Source organism: Marinobacterium lutimaris, assembly GCF_900108065.1.
Lineage (GTDB): Bacteria > Pseudomonadota > Gammaproteobacteria > Pseudomonadales > Balneatricaceae > Marinobacterium_D > Marinobacterium_D lutimaris.
The window spans coordinates 248,409-269,164 of the sequence record NZ_FNVQ01000005.1 but is presented as its reverse complement, the minus strand read 5'-3'; the positions used below and the strand labels follow the sequence as shown (position 1 = coordinate 269,164).

Below are 20,756 nucleotides of genomic sequence, written 5' to 3'. Positions count from 1 at the left end.
GAATCAGATCCTCGATTGCTCTTGATGGCAGGGGCTCAGGCCCGGTAATGGGGGGCAACTGTTTCAAGAAGGCGCAGATAGGCAAGCCACTCGGCATGGAAGCCGTTGCGCTGGCTCAGTTCGGCAAACTCTTTGTATTGGTCGGAGGTGCGTTTGCAGATTTCCGGCTCGACGTTCTGGATCGTCAGGCCACTGGAGAGAATCGCCAGTTGTGTCTGGCAGGTGCGCTCCAGGTTGAACATCAGGGTGAAGGCTTCACCGACGTTATCGCCCAGGGTCATCATGCCGTGGTTATCCAGGATCAGGACCTTGTTGTCCGGACCCAGATCTTTCACCAGGCGCTCCCGTTCGGCCAGGTTCAGCGCGATACCCTCGTAGGGGTGGCGGGATACGGCCTGGTAGAACTGCATCGACCACTGATTGATCGGCAGAATGCCTTCCTTGGTTGAAGAGACCGCTACGCCGGCCACGGTATGGGTATGCAGGGCGCATTGAGCGTCCGGACGGGCGGCGTGAACGGCGGAATGGATGGTGAAGCCGGCCGGGTTGGCGCCCATGCCGAACGGGTCGTCGAGGATGTTGCCATCCAGGTCGATGGCCACCAGATTACTGGCAGTCACTTCACTGAAGCGGGTGCCGTAAGGGTTGATCAGGAAGCGGTCATGCACACCGGGCAGGCGCGCCGAGATATGGGTGTAGATGCTGTCGCTCATACCGAAGTGTTCGATCAGGTTGTAAGCGGCAGCGAGGTCTACGCGAATCCGTTCCTCGTCGCTCAGTTGCGGATACACATCGTTAATAAAATCCGTACTGGCTGCGCTGTGCATGGATACTCCTTTATCGGGTAGAAAATTGATGTTGGATGCTGCTCTCGCCCCTGTCGCTGTAGAAGCGGCAATAACCCATTCTTTGTTAAGTTAATCGACACTACAATCGATATATTTCGCCGTTATTGTTGAGTTTTTGGAAACATTTTGGCCAGGGAGAAGTGTAGCTCCGGTTGAGGAATCAACAACTTGGGAAGGGGGAGATTGAATCGATTTTTATCGTTCGGCTGTCTTTCCAATGGTTATGCAAGTTGGAGGCCACTGGTTGCTGTGAGAGGCTGGGGCTTTTGCCCGTACGGCGGAACAGTTGGGCGGTGGCCGATTTATGAAGGTTAGAGACAGGCTGGCTGGAGGCTTAAGCGCAGGGAGGCTATGCAACTATGCTCATTTTTGGTGCGCTGGGAAAAGATAGTGCATCTTTCGGTATCTTGGCTAAATAGCCAGTTTAGACCACCGCGTAAGCATCAACTAATGGTTGTATCCGCTGCAATACTCAGCCGATGATTCCCGCGCCCTTGCGTCGCCAGTTACGTTTTTCGGCAGCGAACTTATCTTCCAGCCAGCGCACGAACGCCTGTACATCGGGGCGGTCGGTTTTCTCCGGCGATGTGACGAAGTAGTAGGCCTTGGGTGCGTCGATGCTGATATCGAACGGCATCACCACCAGGCCTCGGGCCAGGGCATCGCCGCTAAGCATATTGTCGCCCAGTGCTATTCCCTGGCCGGCGATGGCAGCGGATTGGACGAAGTGGGCATCGGAAAAGGTGATGCCGCCCTGGAGCTGTGCATTCTGGGCGCCAACCGCGGCGAGCCAGACACGCCAGTTGGTTTGATTGGCCAGGTGAAGCAGGGTGAAGTTGGGCAGGTCCGTCGGGCTTTTCAGGCCTTCGGTGCGGTTTAGAAACTGCGGGCTGCAGATCGGAAACAGCTGCAGGCTCATAAAGCGGCGCACGTTCATATTGGGCCAGTGGCCATCGCCGTAGGAGATGAACAGGTCCACATCCTCGTTGCTGGTGTCATCCGGAGTACGCGGCGAGCGCAGGTCTAGCTCCAGCTTAGGAAAGAGACGCTGGAACTCGCCAATGTGGTGGCAGAGCCAGTAGGTGGCAAGGCCAGGAATACAGCTGATGATCAGGCGGCCGGTAATATCGGGGCCGGTTTCCCAGCGCGCCGCGGCCAGCAGGATCTGCAGTGAGCGTCTTACCTCGCCGGCATAGCGCTGGCCCTGGATCGTCAGGCCGATATTGCGGCCGCTGCGGTAGGTCAGTGGAAAGCCCAGGCTCTCCTCAAGCCCGGCGATCTGACGGCTGATGGCACTGCGGGTCAGATTCATCTCCCGTGCCGCACTGGTGACGCTACCGAGCCGGGCGACCGCCTCAAAGGCGCGCAGAGCGGTGATGGAGGGGTAGTGGTGCATCGGCCAGTGTCCTCGGGTCGCGGGAGTATCGGCATTCCATCTTGTCGCAAGGCCGGGGAAAATTAAAGCGGCGACACAGGTCCCGGAGCCAAACCATCGCAGAGGGTGGGCCGCTTGCCGGCGCGTCGCTGTACTGGCATTTTAAAAATAACAGGACGAACAGATACGGACTTGGCGACATCCGCACCGGGCATTTAATAGGGGTGCCGTTGCGTTGCGAGTATCTGTCGACCGCCCAAGCCTTGCCACAATGCACTGTCATTCAAGTCTCGCGTGGCTACTAAAAAAATCCTCCTGGCGCTTTCCACTACCTGTGCGCACCCATTCACCCGCTATAGGCAAGATGTCGATGAAAGATAAGGATATCCGCTACCACAGCAGCCACTGGGGTACTTTTTCCGCCCGCAACGACAACGGCAGACTCGAGATCACGCCGTTCGAAAAAGATCCTGACCCCTCAGAGATTCTTGCCAACATCCCCGCAGCTCTGGACCATCCGGCCCGGCTTAGCAAGCCGCTGATTCGACGCGGCTGGCTGGAGGATGGACCGGGGCCGGATACACGGCGGGGCGAGGATGACTACATCGAGATGGAGTGGGATCAGGCGCTTGATCTGGCGGCCAGTGAACTCAGGCGTCTGGGGGCAGGGCCCGAACAGCCCGCGGAGAGGCCGGTTGCCGGGAGTCGTGTGTTTGGCGGCTCCTACGGCTGGTCGTCCGCCGGTCGTTTTCATCATGCCCAGAGTCAGGTGCATCGCTTTCTGAACTCCACCTTTGGCGGTTATGTCCGCTCCGTGGATACCTATTCATCGGCGGCGGGTGAGACCCTGTTGAGTCTGGTTTGGGGGCCGGCGATGAAGCTGGCGCGGGATCATCCAACCTGGCAGGAGATCGCGGAGGAGACCGAACTGCTGATCGCCTTTGGTGGTCTGCCCCTGCGCAATCTGCAGACCAGTCCCGGCGGTATCTCCTGTCATACGGCTCGCTCATCGCTGCAAGCCGCGGCAGAAAGGGGTTGTGAGTTCGTCTCGATCAGCCCGCTCGGTGATGACTTTACCGACCTGCCCAACGTAACGCGCATTGCACCGCGACCGGCCACCGATGTGGCGCTGATGCTGGGGATGGCCTCGCAGCTTCACGCCAGTGGTCAGGTCGACCATGCCTACCTGGAGCGGTTCACCACCGGGTATGACCGGTTTGAAGCCTATCTGCTGGGAAACACGGATGGGGTGGAGAAAACACCGGAATGGGCAGCGGCGATCTGCGGCGTGCCTGCTGAACGGATCGTCGAGCTGGCCGAGCAGGTCGCCAGTAAACGCACCCATATCGCAGTGGCCTATTCGCTGCAGCGCTCGCAATATGGCGAAGAACCGGTATGGATGGCGCTGACGCTAACCGCCATGCTGGGCCAGTATCCGCTGCCTGGCGCTGGCTTTTCCTATGCGCTGGGGTCGATCAGCAGTGTCGGTAAGCCGCCGTTGGCTGTGCCTCTGCCAACCCTGCCCCAGGGCACTAACCGGGTGGATGATTTCATCCCCGTGGCGCGCATCGCCGAGCTGCTGTTGCACCCGGGCAAGCGCTATACCTACAAGGGTGAAACCCGCAGTTACGCCGATATCCGTCTGGTTTACTGGGCCGGCGGTAACCCCTTTCACCACCATCAGGATCTGGAAAAGCTGCGTCGCGCCTTCAGCCGTCCAGATACGATTATCATCAATGAAAGTGTCTCCACCGCATCGACCCGCTACGCCGATATTATCTTTCCGGCGACGATCACCGCAGAGCGGGAGGATATAGGGGCGGGGAGCAATGATCCGTTTCTGGTCCCGATGCAGCGCTTAACCGAGGTGCGCAATGGCGCCCGGGATGACTACGATATCTTCGCGGCGCTTGCCGCACGCCTTGGGTGTAAGGAGTTGTTCACCGAGGGACGCAGCAGTCGCCAGTGGCTGCATCATATGTACACGCGTACCCAGCAGGCGCTGAGCGAACGCAATATGCCTGCGCCGGACTTCGATGACTTCATGCAGGGTGGCATCCTCGAACTGCCGACCTCATCTACCCCTGGTGGCATCGCGCGTTTTCACCAGGACCCTGATTCCAACCCGTTGGACACGCCCAGCGGCAGGATCGAGATATGGTCTGATAGGGTTGCCGGTACCGAACTGCCGGGCCATCCGGCCTGGGTGGAACCGGACGAGTGGCTGGGAGGTGAGCAAGCCAAATTGCACCGCTTTCAGCTGGTGGCGAACCAGCCCAAAGGTAAATTGCACAGCCAGCTGGATTTTGGCGCTACCAGCATGGCGCTGAAAAAGGATGGTCGTGAGATAGCCCGGCTGCATCCTGACGATGCCAGAGAACTTGGTGTTAAAGAGGGCGATGTGATCCGCTTATGGAACGGGCGCGGGGCAGCGCTGGCGGCTGTGGGGATCAGTGATCAGCTGTTGCCGTCGGTGGTGCAGTTATCCACCGGCGCCTGGTATGCGCCAAAAGAGCTGGAAGGTTCGGGGATCACCTGCGTCAACGGGAATCCTAACATCCTGACGTCGGATGCAGGGGCTTCGGACCTCAGCCAGGGCTGCGCCGGGCAGCTGTCGCTGGTCTCAGTCGAGAAATGGGAGGGGCCGGTACCTGAAGTGGTGCCTCATGCAGAGATGATCCGTATCCGCAGAGCCTGATGGCAGCAGGAATGCAAGGCCGGCGCCCGATGGCGGCGCCAGCCTTGTTCTAAGCCTTATTAACCGCTGTATTTGCAGCGCAAGTGCTTAGAGTTTGTTCAGCATCTCCTGATGCTGAGCTTTCAGCTCTTCGTCCGGCTCACTGCCGAGCAGTGTTACCACAACGATAGCGATGGTGGCGAAGACGATACCCGGTACGATCTCGTACAGATCGAAAATCCCGCCGCTGAGCTGTTTCCAGACCACCACGGTCACCGCACCTACGATGATACCTGCCAGGGCACCGTTACGGTTCATACGTGACCAGTAGAGGCTGAACAGCAGCGCCGGACCGAAGGCAGCGCCGAAGCCCGCCCAGGCGTAGGAGACCAGGCCCAGCACGGTGGAATCCGGGTTGAACGCCAGCACCAGCGCAACAAAGGAGAGGGCCAGAACCGCGATGCGGCCAACCATAACAATCTCTTTGGCGCTGGCATCCGGACGGAACAGCTTTTTGTAGAAGTCCTCTGCCAGGGCGGAGGAGGAGACAAGCAGCTGGGAATCCGCGGTACTCATGATCGCCGCCAGGATCGCCGCCAACAGAATACCGGCGACCACCGGATGGAACACGGCATTGACCAACACCATGAAGATCTTCTCGCCATCGGCCACGTCGCCCGGCATATGACCGCTCACGTAGATTAAACCGGCGAGACCGACAAAGATCGCACCGGCCATGGACAGGCCGCTCCAGATCACCGCAATGCGGCGTGCGGTGGGGATATCCGCGTTGCTTCGTGTGGCCTTGAAACGGGCCAGGATATGCGGCTGACCAAAGTAGCCCAGGCCCCAGGCGACCAGGGAAACGATGGAGATCAGGCTCAGCGCTTCGCCATCGGTACCCTTAAAGATGGTCAGCAGTTCCGGGTTAACCTCACGCAGAGAACCGAACATCGCATTCAGACCGCCATCCGCCTGTATCACCATGATCGGCACGATCATCAGCGCAGCAGCCATCAGCAGACCCTGTACCAGGTCGGTCCAGGACACCGCCAGGAAACCACCAAACAGGGTGTACGAGACCACGCAGACGGTGCCGATAACCACCGCATACTGGTAGTTCAGGCCGAACACCTCCTCAAACAGCTTGCCGCCGGCCACCAGGCCAGAGCTGGTGTAGAACAGGAAGAACAGCAGGATGAAAAATGCCGAGATCACCTGCAGCAGGCGGGAGTTGTCCTTGAACCGGTTGGCAAAGAACTCCGGCAGCGTCAGCGAGTCGTTGGCGACGATACTGTAAGTGCGCAGGCGCTTGGCGGTAATCAGCCAGTTGGCCCAGGTACCGACCAGCAGGCCACCGCCGAGCCAGACCGCTTCAAGGCCCGCGGCATAGGCATAGCCGGGCAGCCCGAGTAGCAGCCAGCCGCTCATATCGGAGGCGCCGGCAGACAGGGCAGCGGGCCAGGGGCCGAGGGAACGGCCGCCAAGGAAATAGTCGGATGAATTAACGGTACGAATATAGGCGTAGTAACCGATTGCCAGCATCAGTACCAGGTAGACGACGAAAGTGCCGTAGATTGCCAGATTATTATCATTCATAAGCTCATGTCTCTGTTGTTGGAGTTGCAGAGTGGCGGCGTCACCTCTTCGGGTGGCCGATGGCATCAGATGGAGGAGGAGCCTCTCCTCTTACGCGGCATAAAACGGGTATTCCATTACCGGGTATATACACAGCCTAGCTCAATCCTGATCACTGCCCGGTGAAGCCAGGGCAGATCGATCGGCGGGATTGGTGTTATGTAGACCCTGCCCAGCTGGAAGAAGAGTAAGGACAGGCGGTGTATCGGGTCTTGTCCCAGGCTCTGGAATGTTTGCCGCTTTCTACGATAGGGCTGAACCCGGGGCTGAAAAATCGGTCAGCGCGACCGATTCACAGAGGTATGGAAAGAGTCAGAAATCGAAGTAACAGATCAGTGACGATAGGTAGCGCGGTAACGTGCCGGTGGCAGCTCGAAGCGGCGTGTAAAGGCGCGGGTCAGGGCGCTCTGGTTGGCGAAACCGAAGGTGGACGCCAGCTCGGAAATGGGGCGGTCACTGCTGATCAGCGCGGTGGAGAGCGCCAACAGGCGTCTTTCCATCACATAGTGTTGAGGCGTCTGTCCGGTCTGTTCACGGAAGAGGTGGTAGAACTGACTGTCACTGAGACAGGCGTGCCCGGCCAGCTCGGTGACGCTGATGCGGCGGTCGATATGGGTATCGATATAGGCATCGAGCAGATCCAGATTGAGTTGCCCGAAACGGCGCGGGCTCTGGCGCTGCTGCTGTTGCTGGCGTTGCAGGGCGCAGATCAGCGTGCTGGCGCAGGCTTCCTGCAGCAGGGCGTCGCCCGGGTTCTGTTCCATTTCACGGCTTAACGCCTGCACCAGCATCTGCATCTGTGGCTCGCAGCTGAAGTAATCTGCCCGCGAAAACAGCGACTCGATGCGCTCCTGCAAGGGCTTGTCATCGCTGGCCGTGGGCAGGTTGACGACAACGATACGGTTGTCGCCCAGGCCATGAAAGGCATGTCCCGTAGCTGAGGGCATCAGGCAGCCCCAGCCGAAGTTCACCGGCCGGCAGTGACCGGCAAGGTCGAACTCCGTGTCGCCTTCAAGGCCGAATACCAGCTGGTGGTAGCCGTGCTCATGTTGGTCGGCGCGGGAGGGCAGGGTGATGACAGAGGTTTGTTTGCGCATGCTGCAGAGGTGGTCAAAAAGTAAACAGGGCACAGTATGGCATCAGGGGCGGGGGTAGATCCAGCCTGGATCGCTTATCGATCAGCCGGGGAGGCCGGTGATTTTATCCACAGGGGCGGGTGTGCCTGTCGAGGACTCTGGGGATGGACTGTCCCTGGAAGGATTGACCGCCAAGGTTTTGCAGAGCGGCAGAGGGCACCGCTCTGTTATCGGTTTTGAGCCTGTAAAGGCGCTCGTTCAGGCGGACTGGGTCGCCAAAAACTGTTTCAGTTTAACCAGTTGCAGCAGTGTCTGATTAACCGGGGCTTCGATTCCAGCACGCTGCGCGGCATCGACAATCGCGCCGTTGATGGCATCGATCTCGGTGGTGCGGCCATGCTCGATATCCTGCAGCATCGAAGGTTTGTGGTTCGGCTGTTCGCGCAGCGCCATCTCCACGTTATGCCAGATATGTTCTTCATCGAGCGTTACGCCCTGGGCGCTGCCGGCGAGCACGGTTTCATGGACCATGTTACGTACCAGGGCCAGTGCCTCCTCAACCTGGCCGATGGGGCCCGGTGTTGCGCCGGTGACGGCACAGACCGCGTTGAGGGCGGCATTAAACGCAACCTTGGACCAGATGACGCTGTGAATATCCCGGTCCAGTTCGGTGTGCAGGCCAGCCGCATTGAACACCGTGGCCAGGTTTTCCATCCAGGTGGGACACTGGGTGTTCACATCCATCATGCGTGAGCTGGAAGGCCCGTGGGAGACGACATGCCCCGCTGCCTGCAGGTCGGCGGGCACCAGCGTCGTGCCGACCGCAATGCGGCTGGCGTCGTGAAATTTTTGAATCCGCTCGGCGTTACCCAGACCGTTCTGCAGTGAAAGGATAACGCTGGAGGGCGTCAGCAGATGGCTGATCGAGGCCATGGCGGCTTCGGTGTGCAGGGTTTTGGTGAACAGGATAACCAGGTCAGCAGACTCGGTAACATCCTGCGCCAGTGCTGCGGTGGCCGCGAGCTCGCGTCGCCCGGCGTCGGTCTCCAGAATCAGGCCGCGTTGATTGATGGTATCGATCTGCGCCGGGTTCACGTCGATCAGAGAGACCCGCTGGCCAGCGTCGATCAACATGCCACCGAAGTAACAGCCCATGGCGCCGGCCCCAACGACAACAATGTGGGGAAAAACTTCGGATGCGACTGCGGCTGCGGCGTTGGAGGACTGCGGTGGGTTGTGATCTGACATGGGGGTCTCCGAAGTGAGTGGTGGAAGAGGGTGAAAGGGAGCCTGTCCTGTGGGTTTTGCGGATCCTGTGAGGGGCGCCTCAGGGCTCGATTACCCGATTATATACAGATATAGAGCAAAAAATGTCGTTAAAAACCCTCAGCATCAGCGGCAGTGGAGACTGCCCATCGTTGCTGGTTTGCCGGTACAATATGGCCCACTGATTTTACGGCTACTACTATTCATGGCCACTACATTCACCGCGATTACAGGATTTGAACATGGCTGAGCTGAAGAACGACCGCTTTCTGCGCGCGCTGCTGCGCGAGCCGGTGGACTGTACACCGGTATGGATGATGCGCCAGGCGGGCCGCTATCTGCCGGAGTACCGCGAAACTCGCTCCCAGGCGGGCGATTTCATGAGCCTGTGCAAGAACCCGAGGCTGGCGTGTGAAGTGACGCTGCAGCCGCTGGAGCGTTACGATCTGGACGCCGCGATCCTGTTCTCCGATATTCTCACCATCCCCGATGCGATGGGTCTGGGGCTTTACTTTGAAGCCGGCGAAGGCCCGCGCTTCAAGAAGGTCGTGCGTACCGCGGATGACGTGGCGGCCCTGCCTGTGCCAGATGCGGCGGTAGATCTGGATTACGTCATGGCGGCGGTGCGTGAGATCCGCTCGGCGCTGATGGGCCGTGTGCCGCTGATCGGTTTCTCGGGCAGCCCCTGGACCCTGGCGACCTACATGGTTGAAGGTGGTTCCAGCAAGGATTTCCGCCACATTAAGGAGATGATGTACGCGCGTCCGGAGGTGATGCACGCGCTGCTCGGTAAGCTGGCCGATGCGGTCACCGTTTACCTGAACGAGCAGATCCGTTCCGGCGCCCAGGCGGTGCAGATCTTTGATACCTGGGGCGGCGCCCTCAGCGGCCGGATGTATGCCGAGTTCTCACTGGCGTACATGAAGCGCATCGTTTCCGGCCTGATCCGTGAAAACGACGGTCGCCGTGTGCCGGTGATCCTGTTCACAAAGAACGGCGGCCAGTGGCTCGAAACCATGGTGGAAGCTGGCGCTGACGCCCTGGGCCTGGACTGGACCACCGAGATCGGCGACGCCCGCCGTCGTGTCGGTGACCGTGTGGCGCTGCAGGGCAATATGGACCCGAGCGTACTCTATGCGCCGGCGGACCGTATTCGTGCCGAGGTTTCCCGCATCCTGGAAAGCTTTGGTCCGGGTAACGGCCACGTCTTCAACCTGGGTCACGGCATTCACCAGTTTGTCGATCCTGACCATGCCGGTGTCTTTGTGGAAGCGGTTCACGAACTGAGTGTTCCCTACCATAAGTAACATCTTGTTATATGCTTCCAGTATGACACCCGACCCCGACGACCCAGGTTGTCGGGGTTTTTACTCTTTATCTATCGCTACAGGGACAGTCCCAGACTTATGAACAGACTCAACGAGCTGTTTGAAAAAAACCGCAGCTGGTCGGAACGGATCAGCGAACAGGATCCGGATTTTTTCCCGACCCTGGCTGGCCAGCAGGCGCCGGAGTACCTGTGGATCGGTTGTTCCGACAGCCGTGTGCCGGCCAACGAGATCGTTGATCTGTTACCCGGTGAGCTGTTCGTACATCGCAACGTCTCCAACCTGGTGGTGCACTCCGATATGAACTGCCTGTCGGTGCTGCAGTTCGCGGTGGAGGTGCTTAAGGTGAAGCACATCATGGTGGTGGGTCATTACGGTTGCGGTGGTGTGCGCGCGGCGATGGATAGCAAGCGTCACGGTCTGATCGACAACTGGCTTAGCCATATCCGTGATGTCTACTACACCCATCGCGAGCTGGTCGGCCCCTGGGAAGACACGATTGAGCAGAATGACCGGCTTTGTGAGCTGAATGTGGTTGAGCAGGCGAACAACGTCTGTAACACCACCATCGTTCAGGATGCCTGGGATCGTGGCCAGGAGCTCACCGTGCATGGCTGGGTTTACAGCCTGACCAACGGCCAGCTCACCGATCTGGATTTCTGCGTCAGCGGTCGCGAAGGCGATCATGGCATTCCTGTGCAGATGGAAGCCGCCGTTTCCCGTGTTCGCGGCCTGTCTCAGAAGTAGTAGCCGCTGGCTACGCTGATCGCAGCCCCGGCGCAGATCAGCACGATAAAGAGTATCCCCCCGAGAAGCAGTGGCCGCGCGCCGCTGCTTTTTAATGCCGCAAACCGGGTTTCCACACCCAGCGCCGCCATCGCCATGGCCAGCATAAAGGTATCGATCTGCTCTATCTGCGCCAGGGCATCAGCGCTCAGCAGGCCACTGGCGTTGACCAGCGGCATCAGCAGAAAGATCAGCGCAAACCAGGGCAGACTTACCTTTGCTTTGCCGCCCTCGGCATCACTCTCCTTGCGCCCGAAATAGCTGGAAACCACCAGAATCAGCGGCACCAGCAGCATTACGCGGATCAGCTTGGTGATCACCGCCGCCTGACCGGCTTCATCGTTCAGCGCTCCTGCCGCGGCGGCAACCTGGGCCACCTCGTGGACGGTGGCGCCGAGGTAACGGCCGAAATCCAGCTCCGAGCCACCAAACAGCTGCTGCACCGCCGGCAGTGTCCAGAACCAGGGATAGAGCAGCATGGAGGCGGTGCCGAAGAGCACCACGGTGGCGATCGCTACCGGGATATCCTGGGCACGGGCGCGCAGGGCCGGGGCTATCGCCAGTATCGCCGCAGCACCGCAAACGGCACTGCCGGCGCCGACCAGTAGTGCGGTTTTGGCTTCCAGCTTGAGAAAACGGGTACCGACCCAGCCGGCCAGCAGAAAGATACCGACCACCACGCAGAGATCGATCACCAGTGCTGCCGCACCCACGTTGAGCAGGTCGGCAAAGCTGATGCGCAGACCGTACAGAATGATCCCCAGACGCAGCAGACGGGTGCGAGCCAGTGCGGTACCGGCGGCGCTGTGATTACTGACCGAAACAGGCAGGCGCTGGCCCAGCAGCAGACCCAGCAGCATCGCCAGGGTCAGCGGCCCGAGGGTGGCGACCAGCGGGATGGGCAGACGGGAGATCAGCATCGCCAGTGCCGCAATGCCTGCGCTGAGCAGCAGGCCGGGCAGAAGGCCGCCAGTGCCGCTAAGGCTGCGGCGGATCCGGTAGGGCTGCGTCAGCTGAAGGTTCATGGGGCTCTCCCGTTGGTTCATAACGTGAGAGGGAGTCTAGGGAATGGCTTATAAGTGGTAAAACGGTTTAAATATGTACAAATAACCTAAAAAATAGGTAAGACTTTAGCAGTCAGAGGATGAAAAGTTGATTTCACTGCGTCAGGTTCAGGTGTTTCTTGCCGTGGCGAGCCAGGGCTCCACTTCGGCGGCGGGGGAGGCGATCGCGCTATCCCAGTCGGCCACCAGCGCAGCGCTGCAGGAGCTGGAGCAGCGCCTGGGCGCTGAACTGTTCGACCGCGTTGGCCGCCGCCTCGTGCTCAACGGCAATGGTCGTCGCTTTTATCCGGAGGCGCGGCAGCTGCTGACCCAGGCGGAACAGATGGAAAAGCTGTTCGATGTCGGTGGCAGTCGGCTGCAAATCGGCGCCAGTACCACCATCGGCAACTACCTGCTGCCGCGGCTGCTGGCGCAGCTGCCTGGGGCGCGGGTGAAGGCCCATGTGGGCATCGCCAATACCCATGAGATCGCCGAACAGGTGGCCCGTTGCGAGCTGGAGCTGGGGCTGGTGGAGGGCGGCGTGCAGCACACCGAGCTGAGCGTCTCGCCCTGGTGTCGCGACGAGATGTTGATCGTCACCGCCAGCGATTCGCCCTGGGCGCGGCTGGTGATGGACGATGACCTGCTGGCGACCCTGCCCTGGATCATGCGTGAGTCCGGCTCGGGTACCCGCAGCGTGGTGGAGCAGCAGCTGTTATCTGGCCTGGATCGGGTCAATATCGCGCTGGAGCTGGGCAGTTCGGAAGCGATCCGCAGCGCGCTGCTGGCGGGGCTGGGGGTGAGCTGTCTGTCGCGGCAGGTGGTGGCCCGGGCGCTGGCTAGCGGTGAGCTGGTGGAGCTGGCGCCCGATTATCGCATCGAGCGCTGGTTCTATATCGTCGAACACCGGCAGCGACGTTTGACGGCGCCACTGCGTCAGTTCGTGGAGCGCTGCCGGCTGTTCGCGGAACAGGAAGCCGCCGGCAGCGCCTGAGCATGGGCCTGAGTAGGGTCCTGAGTAGAGTCAGGCCTTGGCCAGCGCCTGGTCCAGATCGGCGATAAGGTCGTCGATGTGCTCGATACCGATCGACAGACGCACCATCTCCGGTGAGACGCCGGCGGAGGCCAGTTCCTCATCGTTGAGCTGGCGGTGGGTGGTTTCCGCCGGAATCGCCGCCAGAGATTTGCAGTCGCCGATATTCACCAGGCGGGTGAACACCTCCAGCGCATCGTAGAAGCGGCGGGTGCCTTCGCGGCCGCTCTTCAGACCGAAGCTGAGAATGCCGGAGGCCTTGCCGTTCATGTATTTCTGCGCCAGGTGATAATCCGGGTGGCTCTCCAGGCCCGCGTATTTTACCCAAGTGACGGCGGGATGGTTTTCCAGGTACTCGGCGATCGCCTGGGTGCTGTCGCAGATTCTCTCCATCCGCAGTGGCAGGGTTTCGATCCCTTGCAGAATCAGGAACACGTTCATCGGTGAGATCGCCGCGCCCATGTTGCGTAGCGGCACCACGCGGGCACGGCCGATGAATGCCGCAGGCCCGAACGCCTCGGTATACACCACGCCGTGGTAGGACGCGTCCGGCTGGTTCAGCAGGGCAAAGCGCTGCTTGTGCTGGTCCCAGGGGAATTTTCCGGAATCGACAATCACGCCACCCACCGAGTTACCGTGGCCGCCGGCGTACTTGGTGGCCGAGATGACGACGATATCGGCGCCATGCTCGATGGGGCGCCAGAGCACCGGGCTGGGTACGGTGTTATCGGCGATTACCGGCACGCCGTGGCGGTGAGCCAGCTCGGCCACCTTTTCCATGTCTATTATGCCGCCGGAGGGGTTACCTACAGTTTCGCAGAACACCGCCTTGGTGCGATCATCGATCAGCGATTCGATCTGGGTCAGGTCGTGCTTGTTCACAAAACGCACTTCGATCCCCTGGCGCGGCAGGGTATGGGCAAACAGGTTGTAGGTGCCTCCATACAGCTCGCTGGTGGAGATGATGTTGTCACCGGTCTCACACAGCGTCTGGATCGCGTAGGTGATCGCCGCCATGCCTGAAGCCACCGCGAGCCCCGCAATACCGCCCTCCAGCGCCGCCATGCGCTGTTCCAGCACATCGTTGGTGGGGTTCATGATGCGGGTGTAGATGTTGCCAGCCACTTTCAGGTCGAACAGGTCTGCACCGTGCTGGGCATCATCAAAGGCGTAGGAGGTGGTCTGGTAGATAGGTACAGCCACTGCCTTGGTGGTGGGGTCTGGGCTGTATCCGGCGTGCACGGCAAGGGTTTCGAGCTTCATGAGAACGTCCTGTCTGCTGTTTTTATTCGGGTTTTAGAGCGCTATTGGAACGCTAGTTGAGAGTTATAGGAGCAGTGAGTCTAGCACTGGGTGCCCAAAGCGGTAGCAGACGAAGGTCAGTGGATGTTCGGGTTGAAGCTCTGGTTGAAGCTTCGTTTGAAGATAGGTTCAACACTGAGGCAAGCGCCTCAGTGTTCGGGCAGGTTGTTGAAGATTGTCTCGAGCATCCGGTTAAGGCGCTTGAGCTGGGCTTCGGTCATGCCCTTGAAACTCTGGTTGAAGAGTTTGGTGGTGGCCTCTTCGATACTGATGATCGCTTCCTGACCCTTGGCGGTCAGGGTGACCTGGGTGACGCGACCGTCGTCGGGGCTTGGCGCCGTATCCACCAGGCCATCATCCTTCATTCGGTAGATGGTCTTGGTGATGGTGGGCAGCTTGGCCACGGCGTGCTCCGCGATCTCGGAGATGCTCGAGATTCCCTGTTCTTTCAGAATGAACAGGATGCGGTAGCGGGGGATATCCATGCCGATCTTTTTCAGCGTTTTTTCCATGGCCAGGGTGTAACGGCCATGCACGCGGGCGAGCCAATAAAGAGGAAATTCCTCTTTTTTGAAATCGTCACTGGTGGGGTTATAGCGACGCAAGCGGGAACCTGTAGATCTCATATGGACAGGATAACTCTCTCTGAGCCGTAAACTATAGGGAAACCCACTGATGTGGGCAAATAAAGCGGAAGCCTGCGCGGATAGAAAGGGCGCAGCGAGGGTAGTGCAGACCCCCGTCGCACCCAGAACCGGTGACTTACCAGCAGGCGCCGCGTTCCGCTTCCATCTTGCGAACCATCGCATTAAAGAACTTGTCGGCGAAGCCGCTTTCCTTGATCAGCATTTGTGTCAGGTCAGCACATTTCTGGCCGATAGCATCCTCTATAATCACATCTTCGCCGCCAGCGGCACCGGCAGCGACCTGGATTTCAGCGGCGCGTTGTGCGCTCCATAGCAGGAAGAAGGTACGCTCGATATCCATCTCGCCCACAGCGATACCGTGGTTGCGCAGAATGAGCACGTGCTTGTCACCCAGGCTTTCCAGCATGCGGCTCTTTTCGTCCTGGAACAGGGTGATGCCTTCGAAGGCGTGGAAACCTACCCGGCCATACATCTGCGCACCGTAGAAGTTGTTCATGCTAAAGCCGTCTTTCTTGGCGGCTACGGCAGACACTGCATTGGTGTGGGTGTGAATCACACAATGGATGTCGTCACGCGCCTCATGGATCGCTCCGTGCAGGGCAAATCCCGCCGGGTTACCGTCGTACGGAGAGTCGTCCAGCTTGTTGCCGTCCACATCCACCTTGATCAGGTTGGCGGGGGTGATTTCGGTGTAGTTCAGACCGAAGGGGTTAACCAGGTAACAGCCTTCCTGATCCATCAGGCGAGCGGAAATATGGTTGAAGATGGTCTCGGTCCAGCCGAAGTAGTCCACCAGGTGGTAGCAGTGGGCCAGCTTGATGCGCAGTTCCCACTCGGCTTCGCTGATATGCTCTGGACGGGTAATTGACTCGCTCACGGTTATCTCCTTGTAAAGGCTATATCACTTATTGGCTTGTGATTGATCAGGCGGCCTTTTCCGACCGGCGTTTATTCGCCATGAAGTCGGTCAGTGCCAGTACATGGCGGGTGGTCGGCATCTGCAGCCCCACCAGCTCGGCCAGCTCAAGAACGGCATGGCCTATAGCCGCGAGTTCCAGCGGGCTGCCCTGCTCGTGGTCCTGCAGCATGGAGGTTTTCACGGCGCCCATACCGGCGCCGAGCTCCATAAAGGTTTGTGGATCGAAACGGATACGCGCGCCATGGGCGGCAGCCACCTGGATCACCTCATCGAAGATCTGCCTCACCAGCGGGCTCAGGTGGTCATCGCTGTAGATCTGCTCCAGCGTTGCCTCGGTGACCACGGACAGCGGATTGGAGGTCAGGTTGGCGGTGATCTTGGTCCAGATCTGATCGCGGATATTATCGCTGGCGCGGGCTTCGATACCGGCGTTCTCGACCAGACTGCGAATCCGTTCCAGCCGCTCGCTGAGCTGGTGATCGATCTCACCGAGGATCATCAGATGCGGGTTAGTGGATTCCACCACGCCGGGCGCCTTGCGGACCGCGGTGATAAACACCACCGCGCCGATCAGGTGTCGGGCCGGAATCAGCCGCGACAGCTCGCCGTCCGGGTCGACGGCCTGGATACGGTGATCGGCAAAGCGGCCATCGACTCCCTGGAAATACCACCAGGGCACACCGTTCACCACCGGTATCACCACCGTATCCTCATGCAGCATCGGCTGGATCTGGCGCATGATTGCGGCCAGTGCCGGCTCCTTGGTGCAGACAAAAATCAGATCCTGGGGACCGAGCGCCTCTGCTGAATCGCTGGCGTTTACGGCGGCCCGGTGTTCGCCCTCCAAATCGTTCAGATAGACGCCATCGCGCTGCAGGCTGTTAAGGGTTTCGCCCCTTGCCAGCACATTGACGCTTTGTCCCGAAGCGGCGAGGCGTGCGGCCAGGGTGCAGCCTATGGCGCCGGCACCGGCGATACAGATGCGCATTCCAATCTCTTTCATCGGGTCGTTCCAATAAAGGCCCCTCCAGAAAAAGAGAGGGGCCAGTCGTTGAGCAGGTTGGTTCAGCTGGAGAGCAGTTCCTGGTGTTTGCTGGCCAGGCCCAGGTACGCCTCGATCACCCGCGGGTCGTTGGCCAGATCGGCGGCCTCGCCCTGCATGGCGACCTGGCCGCCTTCGAGTACGTAGGCGTAGTCGGCCACTTTCAGTGCGGCGCGGGCGTTCTGCTCTACCAGCAGGATCGATACGCCCTGGCGACGCAGATCGGCAAAGATGCGGAAGATCTCGCGGGTGATCAGCGGCGCCAGGCCCAGGCTCGGTTCATCCAGCATCAGCAGGCGCGGCTTGCCCATCAGGGCGCGGCCGATGGCCAGCATCTGGCGCTCGCCCCCGGATAGGGTGCCGGCCAGCTGTTTGCGGCGCTCCCACAGGCGCGGGAACAGGCTGTACACCTCGGACAGGGTGGTTTCGTAACCACGGTCGCCGCGGCGGTAGCGCTGAAAAGCGCCCAACTGCAGGTTGTCGGCCACGCTCATACTGGTGAACAGCTCGCGCTTCTCCGGCACCAGCCCCAGGCCCTTGCCGACCATCTGCTCCACATCCGGCACCTTGTAGAAGTTACCGTCGAAGTGGACGTCGCCCTTGGACTTCAGCATGCCGATGATGGCCGACAGCAGGGTGGTTTTGCCGGCCCCGTTGGGGCCGATAACGGTGACGATCTGGCCTTCGCGGACCTGCAGGTCGATACCGGTGACGGCCTCGACCATGCCGTAGGAAACATGCAGCTGTTTGACATCCAGCAGCAGCTCGCCAGAGCTGTTCCTGGCATTGCTGTTGGCAGTATTGGTTGTTGTGGCATTCATCAGTCGGCGCCTCCCAGGTAGGCTTCAAGTACGGCCGGGTTGGTCTGGATCTCTTCCGGCAGGCCCTCGGCGATCTTCTCGCCAAACTCCATCACCACGATGCGATCCACCAGCCCCATAACGAAGTCCATGTCGTGCTCGACCAGCAGGATCGCCATGCCTTCGCCACGCAGCTTGCTGAGCAGCTCCGCCAGCGCCTGTTTCTCCTTGTGACGCAGACCGGCGGCCGGTTCATCCAGCAGCAGCAGGCAGGGATCGGCGCAGAGTGCGCGGGCGATCTCCAGGATACGCTGCTGGCCCAGGGCCAGGCTGCCGGCTTCCTCGTAGAGATAGTCGCCTAGGCCCACGCGCTTGAGCTGGCGCTCCGCTTCCTGCAGCAGGCTGGTTTCCTCCAGGCGCTCCAGGTGCAGTGCCGAGCTGATCACGCCCTTGCTGCCGCGCAGGTGGGCGCCGATCGCCACGTTCTCCAGTACCGTCATGGTCGGCAGCAGTTTCACATGCTGGAAGGTGCGGCTCATGCCCATCTTGGCCACTTCCCGCGAGCTTTTGCCTTTCAGGCTTTCGCCACGGAACAGCACTTCGCCGGAGGTGGGTGTATCGACGGCGGAGAGCTGGTTGAACATGGTGCTCTTGCCGGCGCCGTTGGGTCCGATCAGGGCGAGAATCTCACCGGCGTGGATCTTCAGGCTCATGTTGTTGTTGGCAACCAGGCCGCCAAAGCGACGGGTCACATCGCGCGCTTCCAGGATCACCTGGCCGTGTTCCGGCAGGGTGCGATGCGGCAGTTCGGTGCTGGTTGCCGGTTTTTCCGGCAGCAGGCGACGACGCTTCAGCTGAGCCGGTACAAAGCGCATCAGGATCGGCCAGATACCGCCCGGCGATTTCTGCATCAGCACCACGATCAGCAGACCGAAGACGATGGTTTCATACTGGCCGTTACTGCCCAGCAGGTGCGGTAGAACATCCTGCAGCGCCTGCTTCAGCATGGTGAACACGCCGGCGCCGATCAGCGCGCCCCAGACGCTGCCGACACCGCCGATCAGCGCCATGAACAGGTAATCGATCGCCATGCTCAGGCCGAAGGGGGTCGGGTTGACGAAGCGCTGGGTGTGGGCGTACAGCCAGCCCGAGAGGGCGGCGAACAGCGCCGAAATCAGGAATACGACCAGCTTGGAGCGGAAGGTGTTGACGCCCATGGACTCGGCCATCAACTGGCCGCCTTTCAGGGCGCGGATCGCCCGGCCTTCACGGGAGTTGAGCAGGTTCTGGGTGATAAAGATGGCACAGAGCAGCACCAGCCAGATCAGGTAGTAGATCTCCTCGCCCTTATCCAGCACCAGGCCGAACAGGGAGATCGGCGGCAGGTCACTGACCCCGGTATGGCCCCCGAGCCCTTCCAGGGTACCGAACAGGTAGTACAGCGAAATGCCCCAGGCGATGGTGCCCAGCGGCAGGTAGTGGCCGGACAGACGCAGCGTCAGTGCGCCGAGGATCAGCGCCACCAGGGTTGTCAGCAGGATGCCGATCAGCAGTGACAGCCAGGGAGAGCCGCTGGCCCAGGCGAGCCAGGTGGGCAGTTGCTCGGTGGTGGTCAGGTAAGCGCTGGTATAGGAACCGAGACCGACGAACGCGGCCTGGCCGAAACTGGTCATGCCGCCGACGCCGGTCAGCAGTACCAGGCCCAGTACCACCAGCGCATAGAGGCCGATGTAGTTGAGCAGTGTGATCTGGAAGGTGGGTAACACCAGCGGCGCGAACGCCAGCAGTACGATAAAGCCGATTAACAGGTGACGGGGTTTCATTCTTCCTCATCCTCCTCGACATGGTGACTGGTCAGAGAGCGCCAGAGCAGGAACGGAATAATCAGGGTGAACACGATGATCTCTTTGTAGGAGCTGGCCCAGAACATGGAGAAGGCTTCGATCAGTCCCACAACCACAGCTCCGGCCGCCGCCAGCGGATAGCTCACCAGGCCGCCGATGATAGCGCCGACAAAGCCTTTCAGGCTGATGATGAAGCCGGAGTCAAAGTAGAGCGTGGTGATCGGTGCGATCAGGATGCCGGACATGGCGCCGATAAAGGTGGCCATGGCGAAGGTCGCCTTGCCGGCAAACACCGGGGAGATTCCCATCAGGCGTGCGCCCATGCGGTTAACCGCGGTCGCGCGCAGCGCTTTGCCATAAAGGGTGCGTTCAAAGGCGATAAACAGCATGACGATCAGCGCCACGGAAACCAGGATGACCCACAAGGTCTGGCTTTTCAGCATCACCGGCCCGAGGCTGAAACCGGTATCCGAAAACGGCTGGGTACGCGCGCCCTCGGGTCCGAACAGCAGCAGGCCGATACCGACCATGGCTACGTGCACCGCGATAGACACGATCATCAGTACCAGCGACGACGCGGAAGCGATGGGCTGGAAGAACAGACGGTAGATGATCGGACCCAGCGGCACCAGCAGGCCCAGCGTCAGCAGCACCTGCGCAAACATCGGGATATCTGCCAGCGGCAGGGTCTGGATCAGCACGCACATCAGCACGGCATAGCCCAGTTTGAGTCCTATCCAGCGTGCCCTGTGCGCACTGAAGCCGTTTTGCACCAGCAGGCGCAGATCCAGCGCGCAGTCGATCAGCATCAATGCCAACAGTAACCATACCAGCGCGGTCGGCTCCCCGGACTGGATCGCCGCCATGGTCAGGGCGCCGTAGGTGACGAACTCACCCAGGGGGATCAGCAGGATGCGGGTGACGGTAAACACCAGCAGTATCGATAGGGCTAGCAGAGCGTAGATCGCGCCGTTGGTCACGCCGTCCTGACCAAGCAGCACGGCTATCTGGAAGTTCATCGTGTTTCTGTCCTTCAGTACCGGCAGGGCAGCGAGCTCGGAGCAGGCTGAGCCGCTTTCCTGTGTTCGGCAAGTGTTGGGCTAAGAGATGGATCTAATGAATAAATCGGTAA

Annotated in this window: 17 protein-coding genes; 4 read left to right on the top strand and 13 right to left on the bottom strand. The window is 60.2% G+C overall.

The genetic code is table 11. The annotated features are described in order from the left end of the window. Window positions 1–35: 35 nt before the first annotated feature. Window positions 36–827, bottom strand: a complete 792-nt coding sequence (locus C4S72_RS20610; RefSeq protein WP_104005069.1) for a class II aldolase/adducin family protein — start codon at window positions 825–827, stop codon at window positions 36–38. A 493-nt stretch (window positions 828–1,320) separates the two neighbouring features. Then, on the bottom strand, window positions 1,321–2,244 hold the full coding sequence (locus C4S72_RS20605; protein ID WP_104005068.1) for a LysR substrate-binding domain-containing protein: 924 nt from the start codon (window positions 2,242–2,244) through the stop codon (window positions 1,321–1,323). 349 nt (window positions 2,245–2,593) lie between these two features. Here C4S72_RS20605 and C4S72_RS20600 point away from each other — a divergent pair, with 349 nt between their 5' ends. Next, window positions 2,594–4,921 carry a molybdopterin-dependent oxidoreductase gene (locus C4S72_RS20600; RefSeq protein WP_104005067.1) on the top strand — a complete coding sequence of 776 codons (2,328 nt, stop codon included), beginning with the start codon at window positions 2,594–2,596 and terminating at the stop codon, window positions 4,919–4,921. A gap of 87 nt (window positions 4,922–5,008) precedes the next feature. On the opposite strand, the gene putP is transcribed toward C4S72_RS20600, so the two are convergent. The 3 genes from putP to C4S72_RS20585 all read right to left on the bottom strand — a co-directional run bounded on the left by putP (window position 5,009) and on the right by C4S72_RS20585 (window position 8,862). Then, window positions 5,009–6,499: a sodium/proline symporter PutP gene (putP, locus tag C4S72_RS20595; protein ID WP_104005066.1), complete on the bottom strand. Its 1,491-nt coding sequence runs from the start codon at window positions 6,497–6,499 to the stop codon at window positions 5,009–5,011. Window positions 6,500–6,870: 371 nt separating this feature from the next. Then, the gene (locus C4S72_RS20590; protein WP_104005065.1) at window positions 6,871–7,635 is read right to left on the bottom strand and encodes an AraC family transcriptional regulator; all 765 of its coding nucleotides are present in this window, start codon (window positions 7,633–7,635) and stop codon (window positions 6,871–6,873) included. A 237-nt stretch (window positions 7,636–7,872) separates the two neighbouring features. Continuing rightward, complete coding sequence (locus C4S72_RS20585) at window positions 7,873–8,862, bottom strand: ketopantoate reductase family protein (RefSeq protein WP_104005064.1); 990 nt, start codon at window positions 8,860–8,862, stop codon at window positions 7,873–7,875. 260 nt (window positions 8,863–9,122) lie between these two features. Between C4S72_RS20585 and hemE the strand changes: the two genes are divergently transcribed. Both hemE and can read left to right on the top strand, forming a co-directional pair. Continuing rightward, window positions 9,123–10,187 carry a uroporphyrinogen decarboxylase gene (gene hemE, locus C4S72_RS20580; RefSeq protein WP_104005063.1) on the top strand — a complete coding sequence of 355 codons (1,065 nt, stop codon included), beginning with the start codon at window positions 9,123–9,125 and terminating at the stop codon, window positions 10,185–10,187. Window positions 10,188–10,286: 99 nt separating this feature from the next. Continuing rightward, entirely contained in the window at window positions 10,287–10,955 is a 669-nt protein-coding gene (gene can / locus C4S72_RS20575; protein ID WP_104005062.1) for a carbonate dehydratase, read from the top strand. Here the strand turns inward: can and C4S72_RS20570 are convergent. Beyond that, a complete protein-coding gene (locus C4S72_RS20570) occupies window positions 10,946–12,019 on the bottom strand; it encodes a YeiH family protein (RefSeq protein WP_160115558.1) in 1,074 nt (357 codons plus the stop codon). The genes can and C4S72_RS20570 overlap by 10 nt on opposite strands. Window positions 12,020–12,146: 127 nt before the next feature. On the opposite strand from C4S72_RS20570, the gene C4S72_RS20565 reads away from it, so the two are divergent. Next, window positions 12,147–13,031 carry a LysR family transcriptional regulator gene (locus C4S72_RS20565; RefSeq protein WP_104005060.1) on the top strand — a complete coding sequence of 295 codons (885 nt, stop codon included), beginning with the start codon at window positions 12,147–12,149 and terminating at the stop codon, window positions 13,029–13,031. Window positions 13,032–13,061: 30 nt separating this feature from the next. Here C4S72_RS20565 and C4S72_RS20560 read toward each other — a convergent pair whose 3' ends face one another. From C4S72_RS20560 to C4S72_RS20530, 7 genes are all read right to left on the bottom strand, one after another. Continuing rightward, on the bottom strand, window positions 13,062–14,333 hold the full coding sequence (locus tag C4S72_RS20560) for an O-acetylhomoserine aminocarboxypropyltransferase/cysteine synthase family protein (RefSeq protein ID WP_104005059.1): 1,272 nt from the start codon (window positions 14,331–14,333) through the stop codon (window positions 13,062–13,064). 188 nt (window positions 14,334–14,521) lie between these two features. Next, complete coding sequence (locus tag C4S72_RS20555; protein ID WP_235009216.1) at window positions 14,522–14,977, bottom strand: MarR family winged helix-turn-helix transcriptional regulator; 456 nt, start codon at window positions 14,975–14,977, stop codon at window positions 14,522–14,524. A gap of 157 nt (window positions 14,978–15,134) precedes the next feature. Continuing rightward, the gene (locus tag C4S72_RS20550) at window positions 15,135–15,896 is read right to left on the bottom strand and encodes a class II aldolase/adducin family protein (RefSeq protein WP_104005057.1); all 762 of its coding nucleotides are present in this window, start codon (window positions 15,894–15,896) and stop codon (window positions 15,135–15,137) included. A gap of 46 nt (window positions 15,897–15,942) precedes the next feature. After that, on the bottom strand, window positions 15,943–16,941 hold the full coding sequence (locus C4S72_RS20545) for a ketopantoate reductase family protein (RefSeq protein ID WP_235009215.1): 999 nt from the start codon (window positions 16,939–16,941) through the stop codon (window positions 15,943–15,945). 62 nt (window positions 16,942–17,003) lie between these two features. After that, window positions 17,004–17,801: an ABC transporter ATP-binding protein gene (locus tag C4S72_RS20540; RefSeq protein ID WP_104005055.1), complete on the bottom strand. Its 798-nt coding sequence runs from the start codon at window positions 17,799–17,801 to the stop codon at window positions 17,004–17,006. After that, window positions 17,801–19,603 carry a branched-chain amino acid ABC transporter ATP-binding protein/permease gene (locus C4S72_RS20535; protein WP_104005054.1) on the bottom strand — a complete coding sequence of 601 codons (1,803 nt, stop codon included), beginning with the start codon at window positions 19,601–19,603 and terminating at the stop codon, window positions 17,801–17,803. Before C4S72_RS20535 ends, C4S72_RS20540 begins: the two co-directional genes overlap by 1 nt. Continuing rightward, the gene (locus C4S72_RS20530) at window positions 19,600–20,643 is read right to left on the bottom strand and encodes a branched-chain amino acid ABC transporter permease (protein WP_104005053.1); all 1,044 of its coding nucleotides are present in this window, start codon (window positions 20,641–20,643) and stop codon (window positions 19,600–19,602) included. The genes C4S72_RS20535 and C4S72_RS20530 overlap by 4 nt, the downstream gene beginning before the upstream one ends. Window positions 20,644–20,756: the final 113 nt, after the last annotated feature.